Source organism: Francisella-like endosymbiont (assembly GCF_003069505.1).
Taxonomy (GTDB): Bacteria; Pseudomonadota; Gammaproteobacteria; order Francisellales; family Francisellaceae; genus Francisella.
In genome coordinates, this window is record NZ_QAPC01000001.1 from 39,515 (window position 1) to 52,544 (window position 13,030).

Sequence of the window (13,030 nt, forward strand, 5' to 3'; positions counted from 1 at the left end):
TAACTTATATTTATATATAGAAACAAATTAAAAATAAAAGCTATAGGTAAAGTTATTAATCTTGATGAAATAGATCGTTTAGAAAGAGAAGAAGAAAATTCTCATTATAAACCGGTAAAGAGTAAGATATCTGTAAAAAAAGATGTATTAGAGATAGTAGATTTCGGTAGGTCTTTGACTATGCTAAGTAAAGAACAGTTAGAAAAATTACCAATCAATGATAATCTTAAAAATAATATTACTACTACTAAAAACTTACAAAAGATAGCTTTAAAAAGACAAACACAGTTTATTGGTAAACTTTTGCGTAAAACAGATAATCTTGATGAGATTCATAAGGCTTATGATGTACTTGTCAATAAAGATAAACAAGCAAATCTAATGTTTCAGCGTTTAGAAAATATTCGTAATAATCTTTTAGATCCATTTAAAATGAATGATACATTAGATAGATTGATACAAGAATTCCCAGATTTAGATATTCAAAAGTTAAGACAACTAATTAGAAATCATTATAGGGAAATAGAAAAAAATACTACAAATAAGTCATTGAAAGAGATTTTTAGATTGCTAAAAGAGTATGTAATATCAAGTAAATAAACATGGTTATGAGTATGAAGCAAAATATATTTCCTAAAATAGTTTTAGTAGCAGGTATTGTTATCTTTGCAAGTGTTTTCTTATTTGCTAGAGCATTAATATCAATAGCATTTTTTACAATAATAATTCTATTTTTTGTTAATCGTGATTTTTCTTTTGATAAGTCTAAATTTCAACGCTATATGCCTTTATTATTTTTATTAGCTGCTGGGGTGGTTATTAATGCTGCATATTTATATGGTTATGCTGTTTATGGTCAATCTATTACCCATAAGGAATTAGTAGCTTATGCTAATCCTGTTGTTATTGTAATTTATACTTATTCGCTTGGTTATTTTTTATCACAAAATAAAAAACTCGCAGACTATTTATTATGGTCGTATTTAACGGTAACAGTATTATTTTCTTTATTGTGTTTTATAAAATTTTTATATAGCTCAAATATAGATTTAATAGATGTATATGGTACTTTTGGCCATGGATCTGATGTACAAGGAGTAATTGCTTTTACTTTTCCTTTTGCTTCGGTCTGTTTTCTAAATTTAGCTCTAAAATCTAGTAAAATAAGAAATAAACTAATTTTTTTATTATCGGTTTTATTAGTGATTTTTACAGACTTATTTATCAATACTAGTAAAGTTGGCTATATTGTCGAGGTTTTTGTGTTAGTTTATTATGCTTTTGTATTTATAAAAATTTACAGCGTTCAAACTAATACCAATACATTAAGTATAAAAAAAATGCTGATAATGACTTTTCTATCTTTATTAGCTTTGACTTTTATTTTTAGTTTTGCATATCAAAAAAGTCAAATATTTCATGATAAAACATCTGAATTTACTAAAAGCATTGCTAGAATTTTTGAATCAAATGGTTACTCTAAAATAGAAAGAAGAAACTTAGAACAGCAGTCAACAGGTTTAAGGATGATTTATTATATTTCTTCTATAGAAATATTTAAAAAATATCCTAATGTTTTTATTTGGGGCTGTTCTTTTACTGGAAATACACCAGATTTAAATTATTGTACCCAAAACCTAGTAGAAAATAATCAGCAACTACAAGCTAATCCTATGGTTATTAAAAATCAACCTGTAGAACCTCATAATGAGTTTATAAATTATATTTTTAAAGGAGGTATATTTTCAGCATTGTTTTTATTAATGTTTTTTATAAGTTTATTCTTTATTACTAAAAATCTTCCTCTTCAAGATAGATTTGGTGTGAGAGTTTTTATATTAGGATATTTTATAGCATCATTGACAGGTTATTATCTATCAACACAATATGAAGTAAGTATGTTTTTTACGTTATTAGCAATACTTTTATCAAGGATTGAACAAAAATAGGTAGTCACTATGAAATATTTTAAATCTTATTTACCTCAGAGTAATGTGGCTATAGATAAACAATCTCATATACCTAAAAAGATATTTATGACTTGGCATTCTCATCAACTTAGTGATGATATGTATAATAATATCCAGTTATGGATAAAAAATAACTCTGACTGGGAGTTGCATTTATATGATGATCAACAAGTACTAGAGTTCCTTCAGGCAAATTTTGATAAAGATATAGTTGAAGCATACAACAATATATATCCTAAGGCTTATAAAGCTGATTTGTTTAGGTATTGTATCCTTTATATATATGGTGGAGTTTATTCAGATGTTAAGAATGTTCCGTTACAGCCAATATCTAATATTCTATCGGAAGATGTTGATTTTATATCTGTAAAAGATAGATCTTTAAAAGATTTTGAGTTTGATGGCTATATATTTCAAGCATTTTTATGTTCAAAGTCAAAACACCCATTTTTCAAAAAAGCTATTGAAATGATAGTTGAAAACTCACTCAATAGTTACTATGGTAATGATCCTCTAAGTCCAACAGGTCCCAATTTGCTTGGTAGAGCAGTTAATATCTGTCTAAACAAGCCTGATTTGTCAGATATTCAGCCAGGAAAGTATCGAATAAATGAATTTGTATTTGAAATACTAACTCTTAATAACCATGCTATCATAGACTCTATGGGTAAGCAATTCAGTTTAAATTCTTATCCTGGATATCGTAAGGAACTTTATGGAGGTTTTGATTTAGCTAAATGTTATGCAATATGTTGGTTTAATGATAAATGTTATATTAAAAACGATAAGCCTAGATTAAAATCAAAATATTTTTTAAAGAAAAAAGAGCTATATATCATAGATTATTTATATATTTCTAAGCAAACTAAAAAAGCTCGAATAAGGGCGTTAATTTATAGTATTTTAAAACCTATGTTAGCTGAAAGAATTTTTAAGAAAGTTATTGGTTATGAAAGAAAATAACAGAATTTTGTAGTATTTATTTAGTGTTTACTTAAAAGTTTTTTTCTTATATCTCTAAAAGTATACTTCTTGAGTTTTTTAGGGATTTTATTAATATATTCTAGATAATCTATATATGGTTTTTTCATTCACCATGGTTTACCAGGTTTACCTGCATAGTGGATAAATACAGTTTCTTTCTTAGCTTTTTCAATTTCTTTGATACTATAAATATCCTTTAAAAATGGATATTCTCTAGCCTTTGTAACATCTTCTTTATAGAAAATACTCTGAAAAGTACCGTATGAGAAAGGTAAATCATAAAATCTATCACAAGCAATATTTAATGTATCTAAGTCAAAAAACTTTAGTCTTTTGTTAAAAGAACTTATAACTTCTAGAAATTTTTGTACGGTTTTTTCTTCTCGCATTAATTTTAGATTCATAACTAAAAAACTTGAAATATAGATATATTTATTTTTATTTTCAGGAAAGTATTTATGGCAAATCATCTTATCACTGTTTAGTTCTACAGGGACAGCAGCACATTCATATCCTGATATGTCAATGTTGAAAACCTCACTTAAATCTTTTTTAAACAAAACATCTACATCAATATATATTGCTTTATCATATTGTGGTAATAGTTCAGGTGTTAGAAGTCTATAATATACTATCTCAGTCCAACTACCGCCCTTATTAATAGGAGCATCTTTAAATCTGGATTTATTGATATGGTAAAAGCTAATACTATGATTAGTATTAGATAACATTTCTTCAAAGTATTTAATAGTTTTATATGCAATATCTGGGTGGTAAACATAAATATCATAAGATGTAGTTTGTTTAGCATTATCAATTAAGCTTTTGATAGCTACAGCAGCACCTAAAATAATTCTTTTATCAAAAGTAAAAACTATAGGTATTTTATTCACAGATATTTTATTCATTTGTAATATATCCTTTGATTAATTTTTGTAAGTTAATTTTTGAATTTAAGTATAATTGATTAGTATATTGTTTTAGATTTAGTTGAATTTGTCTATATTCTTCGGATGGTATATTTATTGCTCTTATCATCGCATCACTGTATTGAGAATCTTGTGAATATAAAATAGCATTAGTTGGATTAAATCCATTTATAGCCGCAAAATTTTCTCTAATAATGATTGGCTTTAAAAAACCATAAACAAGTTGAAAAGTACCACTAGTTTTAGATGTGATGTATTTTCTATGCTGAGGATTATCTTCATAAGCAGAGAGAATGAAATCAGCTTTTTCAATTTCATCATACATTTGATTGAAGTCTAGGCGTCCCTTGATGTAAAAAAAACTTTGTAACTGAGCTGGCAAATCTTTTATATTTCCTTTACCAATGACTGTGATTTTAAAGTTTGTAATACCGTTATCTAAAAGTTCTTTTGCAGCATTTATGAGTAATTTAGTACTTTTTCTCTTTTCTGATAAAGCACCAATGGTTATAAATTTTGTAAGCTCATTTTTATAATTTAATTTAACTTTTCCAAAATAATGAGGATTAACTGGAACTGTGGTAGCATTTTTGTAATCCATAGACCTTAAGGTAATAATATCATTGCGTGGGTTAGAATTATTATCAATATAACTATCAATCTCATGCTCGATAAAAAAGAGTTTATGCTTATTAGCTTGCTTATTAAAAAATTCATATGCCTGATTTAAATCTTTACCATCATATAGCTTACTAATAGTTGTTATCAAGAGCCCTTCGACATTTTCAAGTGAGTCTTTTTTAAAATATTTACGAATCTGTTTTTTAGATAGTTTATTATAGGAAATATTTTGGTTATCAAATCTACAAAAAAGACCTTCTTTATATCTTTTAGGATTGATAAGTATTGAAACATAGTAGCCTAAATCAAGCAAATATTTTGTAAAGCCAGGGACAGTTTCTGCATGACTATGAGAACAAGGTTCCCAAAGTAAAAAAGTATTTTCTTTGATTATTGGTTTTTTGTAACTAAACAAATTTTTAAGTTTTTTAAAAGCTATCATAAAAAATTAATATATCTAAGTAAGTGATATGCTAGGTATTATAACATTTAAAATAGAGAATATTTATATAACTATTTTGTTTGAGTATTATCGTGATTTTAGCTATAAGTTTTGATTAGCTTGTAAATATTATAAGTTTGTTTTAGTATGAGTGTAATAAAATCTTATAATATAAAATAAACTATGGAAACTAAAAATATCAATGATGTTGAAGTTATAGCATTATCACTAGGGCGTAGATTTTCTGGAATTAATGCAAGTATGTTAGCTGTTATTCCAGTACAAGCTAAATTAGTAAATATAGTTGGCATGGGCTTTAATATTGACTCTAAAGACATTAAGAAAATTAGATTTAGAGATTTCTTATTTAAATGTTGGCGTAATAAATGGCGTATTTGGCATGCACGTAGAAATATAGATATGCTTGTTGGCATAATATTAAAATATCTTTTCAGATATAAGATAATAATAGTTTTCACATCTGTGGCACAACGTAATCATAAGAAGCTTACAAAGTTTTATATAAATAGAATGGCAGCAGTTATATGTCCATCTGAGATATCTGCAGGGTACTTAGAGAAAAAACCCTATATAGTGCCTCATGGGGTAAATACCCAAGTTTTTTATCCAACTGAAGTTAGGCAACAACAATGGCAAGAGAAAAAAATGCCTGGCAAACATGGTATAGGGATATTCGGTAGAATTAGAAAATCTAAAGGAACTCAAGAGTTTATTGAAGCAATGATAGCAACCTTAAAAAAATATCCTGATTGGACGGCAGTAGTTATTGGTGAGGCAACACCGAGAGATTTAAATTTTAAAAAAGAGCTAGAGCGAAAGGTCAAACAGGCTGGCTTAGACAAGCAGATAATTTTTACTGGTTTTATAGCTGATAGCAATGAGATACCTAGCTGGTATAGAGCCTTAGATATTGTCGTTTGTGCTAGTCACAAAGAGGGTTTTGGTTTACCAGCTCTTGAAGCAATGGCTTCAAAATGTGCTGTAATTGCAACTAAATTAGGTGCTTGGCCAGAGATTATCGCAAATAATGAAAATGCTTATTTAGTCGAACCTAAATCAAGCCAGCAAATTTCAGATAAATTAGATATTCTAATTTCTGATAGTCAACTAAGGTACAAAATAGCTCAAAATGGCTATGATTTGGTAACTACTAAGTATAAGATTCAAAATGAAGCTGAAGGAATTCAGCAAGTTTATGACAGTCTTTTAGCTAAAAAAAGCTTAGCTACTTGATAAGATTAGTTGATATGTTATTATTAGGTAGGGTAATTTGTCTATATCAATAGCAAACCGCTTAGATTATTTTGATCTAGTGTATTTAAATCAATTTCTACAGCATTATTAGGTGAGTTATAGCTTTTGATATAAAGTTTATTGTTGTTAAGGTCTTTTATTACTTTTAAATGCAGTATGATCAAACATTGTCTGATTTCCAAGTTTTTTAGTAACTGTTCCTTTAGCTATGTCAACATTATTAATGATATGAGTAACTTTAGTAATGAGATTTTCATTATTATCACCTTTATTGTTAGCATAATATCCAATATTACATTTTTGATAAATCTTGATGGTGGCGAGTAGTCTCTAGGTAAGCCTAACAAGCCATTACCTCGACCGAGTGAGTTTATATCTTAGATATCTTTACCTTGTGAGGAATCAATGGAATCACTTATTTTTACTCTAGTTGTTGTTTGGTTACTTAGATTTAAGTAATTTCTCAAGTTTATAAGGTGCCAATCATAAGTTGGGGCATTTGTCACTTTGACATTTGAATTGACATCATATAATCTTACTTTTACTTTTATGTATTTTACTGAATAGCTATTTACTGTGTTTGTTAGTTATTAAAAAGTGTAACTGTGGAGCAACACCATTAATAATGGTACTTTTATCTGACCAGACTTTGTATTGTTTTAAAGCTTGTTTAACTTGCTCTACATTGGCATACTCGCTTAAGAGTAATATACTAATTTGAGTTATAGAAGCATATTTTTTATCTGTATTTGTTACTTTTTGATATTCGGTAAAGCCTGGGATATAGTTTGCACTAATACTAAGGCTTTGATCATTTTGTCCATCAACTAAAAATTCTTGATTAGCATTGACAAGCCCAGTAGCAATTATTGAGTATTTAGAAGAGTAGCTAAGTTTAAATTCATTGGCGCATTTAGATAATGCTTACTTCTCTTAGGCACATAAATGAATTGCCAGTTCCAGGTAAGCCTCCACTCCATAGTTCTACCGGAAACGGTGTTGCTATTTTTAACTAATGTTAGAGCGCGGTGCATACTAGTGACTGTGAAAATAGCATCAACAAAGCAGTATAACAGACAAAAATCTTTTTTACTATAGGCTTCATAATTCTATCCTTTGGTATTAGTAGTATTAGCTACTTCTATACTAACATAGCTTGAATAACTAGATACTATTGGTATTTTAATAACACTTGAGAATATTTAATAGCTAGGGCTAAATTTACCTTAAAAAGCCACATATAACTTTTTACTAAAATGCTTGTTTATCTATAATTTATTTATCGTTAATTTTACTAGTTAATCAATGCAACAAAATTATTAATCAAAAAAACATCCTAAAGCTTTATGGTACATTATTGCAATATATATGTGGGAGTATTTAGCTTCTATGGTATGAGAGCTCTTTTGATATTATATATTTGGTATATCAACTTAAGCTCGATGATACTACATCGTATGCTATAGCAGAAGCTATATAACTTAGGTATATTTGTCACCATAGTTGGTTGGATTGTTGCAGATAGAGAGTAGTATTAGGTTATAAAAAAAACGGTGACTTATGGTGCAGTACTTATATCTGTTGGTCATATTACCCTTGGCTTTGATGGCGATAGCAAGTTATATTTTGGTATTGCATTTATAGTTTGTGGTTATGGTTTTTTCAAAAATAATGTATCTTGTTTGTTAGGGAAACAATATAATTCTTATGATCCAAACAAAGATTCAGCTTTCACATTACTATACTTAGGTGGAAATTTTGGTGGCATATTTGCACCTATTCTATGTGGTTTAGTAGCACATTATTATGGTTGGTATTATGGATTTGGTATTGCAGGTATTGGTATGATATTTGGTTTAGCTATATTTATGCTAGGTTCTAAATATATTCCAGATATTCTTCCACAAAAAACTTTATCTAAACAGCTAACTTAGTTGTAGTTTTTAGCATATTGTTAATACTGACTCTAAGTTACTTGGCTTTAGAATATCTTTTTGATGGTTATCTATTAGCAGTACATATATTACTGCAATAGCTTTTGTGGTCATTTTTATTAAAGCAGATGCTACTACATGTAAATCATTAATTACACTATTGCCTTTTTATATTTTTGGTATAGTTTTTTGGGTGTTTGATGAGCAGTTATACACGCACGTTAGTAGAAATTTTTGTACATAGAAATGTCGATACATACTTATAGTGTATTGATATTCCTGCGAGTACTTTTACTTCAATGAATTCACTTTCAATCTTGTTTGGTGGTCTAATTCTTCCATGGATTTGGAAGAGAGTAAAATTACTTGATGATGATTTTGGCAGAATGATAAAGTTCTCATTTGGTTTTATATTTCAGTTACTGTGTTTTCTTTTATTCTTTATAGTAGCTAAAAGCAAGTATAGATTTGACAACATAGCTTTACCTGTCATCATTGCTTTAGCTTTCTTAGGTGTGTCAGAATTATTTATAGATCCTATTGCACTTTTCGTAGGTTATATCTATAAAAATAAAAAAATACAGGTTTCTTAGCAGTATCATATATGTTTTTTACAGGAAGTGTCGCTGGATTTTGGCGCTAAGGTTGCTAATTTAGCAGCTTTTCAAGATACTCCTAATAATTTTGATCTAGTCAAAGGCACAATTATTTCAAGGGTTATTTACTATTATAGCTATCTTGGCAGTGACAATTATAATATGGTATATTGTTACCTTTGGTCATAAAGAAATTAAAGTAGTTAAAAAACTTACTCACAAACAAAAAAAGGATAAACGGCAATTATTTGCTGATCTTTTAGAATTATTTTTGCTTTTGATCTTTCAGTGGCAGGAATTTGTAGTTCTTGAAAGAGTTTTTTAAGTTTATTAGCCTTGTTTCTGCTATAATATTTGCATTTATCATCAGGTTTTTTATCACGGATTACTATCTCAGTTAGATCAATTTGTTTGTTAAGATTTTCATTAAGCCAACTTATGATAGCTTTTTTGCTTACATCCTTGGCAGTTGCTGTATACTTTATAATAAGCTGATTATATTGTATATGAATTTGACAGTTGTTATTTATATCGATTTTCCAACCTGTTGAGGGATTATTGACAGCTAGATATAACTCTTTTGTTTGCTTGCTTTTAAGACTTTGCTGTGTGTTTTGTTTAAACCAAAGATGCAGCAGACTTTTTTGAATATCATCATCTAACTTTATTAACTCACTAATTATTATTGTAGTATTTTGAGATATTGATTGTAATTTTTCTGCGAGTAGTTTCTGCAAAACATTATTACCTTCCGCACAAATATTTGCACTACGAGAGAGGGTTTGACTAATATTTGGATTTACTTGTTGTAATATTGGGATTATTTCATTACGAATTAGATTCCTGCGGTATTTTGTATCCTCGTTACTATCATCATATATATGTGCTATATTATTTAGTTTGGCAAACTCTTCAATTTCAATCTTGTTATAGTTTAGTAATGGGCGTAATACGTCTCCATGATGTAGTTTTTTATAATACGGTATACCAGCTAAGCCCGCTAATCCAGAGCCGCGTATTGCTTGAATCAAAAATGTCTCAGCTTGGTCATTTTGGTGGTGACCTAGTAAAAGTAATGGTTTAAGGTATTGCTGCATTATTTTTTGAAAAAATGCCATTCTTTGTTTACTTGCCCAAGCCTCAAAATTTTCTCCTTTAGGAGCTTTACCTAATGAGTGACTAATAAATTGTAGATTATATCTTTCACAAGTTTTTTGACAATGAATTTGCCATTTAAATGAGTCACGATGAAGATTATGATTAATATAAATTGCAATGAGTGGAATATCTAAGTCTTTGCTGATATTTAGTAAAACACTTGAGTCAATGCCGCCACTATAACCAATAATGATATGAGATGGAGAGAGTTTTTTTATTTCATTTAAAATAAGAGTTTTACTTATAGACATTTATACTAAATAGCGAGCATTTATTGTAGCTTTAACTTTTTTAAATTCATCAATGAGATCTTTAGCCTGATCTGAGCTTGATTTAATATCCATAACAACATAACCAATATTTTCTAATGTTCTTAGATATTGACCATCAACATTAATATTTTTAGACGCTAAAATTCTATTTAGCTCATTGATGATACCAGGGATATTTTGATGAATATGTAAGATTCGATGAGTTTCTGTATGACTAAGTAGAGATAATTCAGGGAAGTTTACCGCATTTAATGTTGAACCATTGTCTGAATATTTGATTAATTTAGCACTTACTTCAGTAACAATATTTTCTTGTGCTTCTATAGTGCTACCACCTATATGTGGTGTCAGAAAGACATTATCAAGGTCTCTCAAAGAACTTTCAAAAATCTCACCTTTTGATGATGGCTCTTTAGGGAAAACACCAATTGCTGCGCCTTTAAGCTTAGCGCTTTTTAGGGCATTAACCAAAGTATTGATATCTATTACATTACCTCTTGAAGCATTGATAAGAACTGAATTTTGCTTCATAAGCGCGAATTCTTTGGTTGATATCATATTTGCAGTACTTGGCAGTTGTGGCACATGTAGAGAAACGACATATGATTGTTGTAGTAGTGTTGCTAAGTTGTCAACTTGACAAGCATTACCTAAAAGTAGTTTCTCTTCAATATCATAAAATATCACATTTAAACCAATATTCTCTGTTAAAATTCCAAGCTGCATACCAATATGACCATAACCGACAATTCCTAAAGTCTTGCCTCTTACTTCATTAGCATTATTAGCTAATTTAAGCCATTCTCCTCTATGAGCTTTAGCATTCTTGTCGATTACATTACGTATTAGCAAAATAGCTTCTGCTAAGACAAGCTCAGCAACACTGCGAGTGTTTGAAAACGGAGTATTAAAAACTTGTATACCTAAGCTCTGCGCAGTTTTAAGATCTACTTGGTTAGTACTGATACAAAAGCAACCAATAGCTATAAGATGCTCAGATTGCTCAAGGACTTCTTTTGTCAATTGTGTACGTGAGCGTAAGCCGACAATTTTAAAATCTTTAAGTTTATCTACTAGTTCTTGTCCTTCAAGAGCTGTATTTAGTAATTTGATATTTTCGTATCCTGAAACCTTAAACAATTCAACAGTATTTGGATGGATACCTTCTAAGAGGAGAATGGAGATTTTCTTTTTATTAAGAGATAGCTGGCTCATTTTGATATTCTTATACAGATATTTTTGCTCTGATGGCAGGGTGATGGTTATAGTTTTCAAACTCAAAATCTTCGTATTTATAATCAAAGATAGAGTTTGGTTTTCTTAAAATCTTTAATATTGGTAGATTTAAAGGTTCACGACTAAGCTGTTCATTAACTTGCTCAATGTGGTTGTTGTAAATATGACAATCACCACCTGACCAGATGAACTTGTCAACATCAAGATTACATTGCTGTGCAACCATATACGTTAGTAGTGAATAGCTAGCAATATTAAATGGAACTCCAAGAAAAGCATCAGTACTTCTTTGCGTAAGCATACATGATAGTTTATTGTCCGCGACATAGAATTGAAACATTGCATGACAAGGCGGCAGGGCTGAATTACCTTTTGCAACATTTTCTTGTGGAGATATTTTTTCTGATGGTACAACACATGGGTTCCAAGCTGAAACTAGAATTCTACGTGAATTTGGGTTTGTTTTTAGCATCTCAATTACCTCAGCAATTTGATCTATACCCTGACCATTAAAATCACGCCATTGTTTGCCATAGATAGGACCAAGTTCGCCATCTACTGTTGCCCATTCATTCCAAATCCTAACCTTGTTATCATTAAGGTACTTAATATTTGTGCTACCACTTAAAAACCATAATAGCTCATGGACAACACTAGGAATATGAATTTTTTTTGTAGTTACTAGCGGGAAGCCTTTTTGAAGATCAAAATGCATCTGATAGCCAAAAATGCTTCTTGTTCCAGTGCCAGTTCTATCACCTTTTAAAACACCATCTTCTTTAATATACTTAAGAAAATTTAGATATTCTCGCATTTATTGTTTCCTTGTTTTGATAAATACCGCGATTAGGATTACAGCTCCTAGTAATATCATTGGAATTGATAGTATTTGCCCCATAGTCATCCAATTGAAAAATATGTAACCATATTGTGGATCTGGCTGCCTAAAAAATTCACAGATAAACCTAGCGCAACCATATAAAAGCATGAAAAGCCCAAGCACAAGATAACGCGGCCTTTGCTTGATAGTAACAAGCCACAGAACAGTAAATAGTACAACTCCCTCAAAGAAAAACTCAAATAGCTGTGATGGATACCTTGGTAGTGGCCCACCAGTTGGAAAAACCATGCTTATTAGTGAGTCTGTAACCTTGCCCCAAAGTTCATCATTGATAAAATTACCTATCCTACCAGCGCCTAAGCCAATTGGTACAACTGGTGCAACAAACTCACCTAAATCAAAGGAATTTACACCAATCTTACGCGCAAATAGTACAAATGCTATAAGTACACCAATAAATCCACCATGGAATGACATTCCACCATCCCATAAGAAAAACATTTGTGATGGGTTATGGAAATAATAAGGAAGATTATAGAAGATAATATAGCCAATCCTACCACCAAGAATGACACCTAGTGCCACATAAAATGTCAAATCGCCAACTTGTTCTGGTTTGATAGGAGCCCACGGTTTAACTTTTGCTCTATATCTAGTTAAGTACCAACCAACAAAGATACCAAATAGATACATCAAACCATACCAATGAATCTTTATAGGGCCAAGCTGCAATGCAACTGGATCGATATGAGGATATTGTAGCATTGTAAAA

The 13,030-nt window shown here is 29.8% G+C and carries 11 protein-coding genes and 2 pseudogenes; 6 read left to right on the plus strand and 7 right to left on the minus strand.

Going from position 1 to position 13,030, the window contains the following annotated elements; all coding sequences use genetic code 11:
• Positions 1-42: 42 nt before the first annotated feature.
• Genes yjgA through C9379_RS00240 form a run of 3 tightly spaced genes read left to right on the plus strand, consistent with a single transcriptional unit; the run spans position 43 to position 2,933 of the window.
• Positions 43-600, plus strand: a complete 558-nt coding sequence (yjgA, locus tag C9379_RS00230; protein ID WP_143385167.1) for a ribosome biogenesis factor YjgA — start codon at positions 43-45, stop codon at positions 598-600.
• 14 nt (positions 601-614) lie between these two features.
• The gene (locus tag C9379_RS00235; RefSeq protein ID WP_143385166.1) at positions 615-1,949 is read left to right on the plus strand and encodes an O-antigen ligase family protein; all 1,335 of its coding nucleotides are present in this window, start codon (positions 615-617) and stop codon (positions 1,947-1,949) included.
• A 9-nt stretch (positions 1,950-1,958) separates the two neighbouring features.
• Entirely contained in the window at positions 1,959-2,933 is a 975-nt protein-coding gene (locus tag C9379_RS00240) for a glycosyltransferase family 32 protein (RefSeq protein WP_143385165.1), read from the plus strand.
• 128 nt (positions 2,934-3,061) lie between these two features.
• Here C9379_RS00240 and C9379_RS00245 read toward each other — a convergent pair whose 3' ends face one another.
• Both C9379_RS00245 and C9379_RS00250 read right to left on the minus strand, forming a co-directional pair.
• The gene (locus C9379_RS00245; protein ID WP_318263412.1) at positions 3,062-3,862 is read right to left on the minus strand and encodes a glycosyltransferase family 8 protein; all 801 of its coding nucleotides are present in this window, start codon (positions 3,860-3,862) and stop codon (positions 3,062-3,064) included.
• Positions 3,855-4,946, minus strand: coding sequence for a glycosyltransferase family protein (locus C9379_RS00250; protein WP_143385164.1), 1,092 nt, complete (start codon positions 4,944-4,946; stop codon positions 3,855-3,857). Before C9379_RS00250 ends, C9379_RS00245 begins: the two co-directional genes overlap by 8 nt.
• Positions 4,947-5,129: 183 nt before the next feature.
• Here C9379_RS00250 and C9379_RS00255 point away from each other — a divergent pair, with 183 nt between their 5' ends.
• Complete coding sequence (locus C9379_RS00255; protein WP_143385163.1) at positions 5,130-6,200, plus strand: glycosyltransferase family 4 protein; 1,071 nt, start codon at positions 5,130-5,132, stop codon at positions 6,198-6,200.
• Here the strand turns inward: C9379_RS00255 and C9379_RS00260 are convergent.
• Positions 6,193-7,326 (minus strand): annotated as a pseudogene (locus C9379_RS00260) (linear amide C-N hydrolase). The gene C9379_RS00255 and the pseudogene C9379_RS00260 sit on opposite strands and share 8 nt — an antisense overlap.
• A gap of 448 nt (positions 7,327-7,774) precedes the next feature.
• On the opposite strand from C9379_RS00260, the gene C9379_RS00265 reads away from it, so the two are divergent.
• Positions 7,775-8,155: a POT-type proton-dependent oligopeptide transporter gene (locus tag C9379_RS00265; RefSeq protein ID WP_318263411.1), complete on the plus strand. Its 381-nt coding sequence runs from the start codon at positions 7,775-7,777 to the stop codon at positions 8,153-8,155.
• A gap of 299 nt (positions 8,156-8,454) precedes the next feature.
• Positions 8,455-8,748, plus strand: a complete 294-nt coding sequence (locus C9379_RS00270; RefSeq protein ID WP_143385162.1) for a hypothetical protein — start codon at positions 8,455-8,457, stop codon at positions 8,746-8,748.
• Positions 8,749-8,963: 215 nt separating this feature from the next.
• On the opposite strand, the gene tilS is transcribed toward C9379_RS00270, so the two are convergent.
• The 4 genes and pseudogenes from tilS to lgt all read right to left on the minus strand — a co-directional run bounded on the left by tilS (position 8,964) and on the right by lgt (position 13,023).
• Complete coding sequence (tilS, locus tag C9379_RS00275) at positions 8,964-10,160, minus strand: tRNA lysidine(34) synthetase TilS (protein WP_143385161.1); 1,197 nt, start codon at positions 10,158-10,160, stop codon at positions 8,964-8,966.
• Positions 10,161-11,396 (minus strand): phosphoglycerate dehydrogenase, encoded by a 1,236-nt coding sequence (gene serA / locus C9379_RS00280; RefSeq protein WP_143385160.1) that lies wholly within the window; start codon positions 11,394-11,396, stop codon positions 10,161-10,163.
• Positions 11,397-11,406: 10 nt separating this feature from the next.
• Positions 11,407-12,231: a thymidylate synthase gene (locus C9379_RS00285; RefSeq protein ID WP_143385159.1), complete on the minus strand. Its 825-nt coding sequence runs from the start codon at positions 12,229-12,231 to the stop codon at positions 11,407-11,409.
• Positions 12,216-13,023 (minus strand): annotated as a pseudogene (gene lgt, locus C9379_RS00290) (prolipoprotein diacylglyceryl transferase). The gene C9379_RS00285 and the pseudogene lgt overlap by 16 nt, the downstream one beginning before the upstream one ends.
• Between the last annotated feature and the right edge of the window lie 7 nt (positions 13,024-13,030).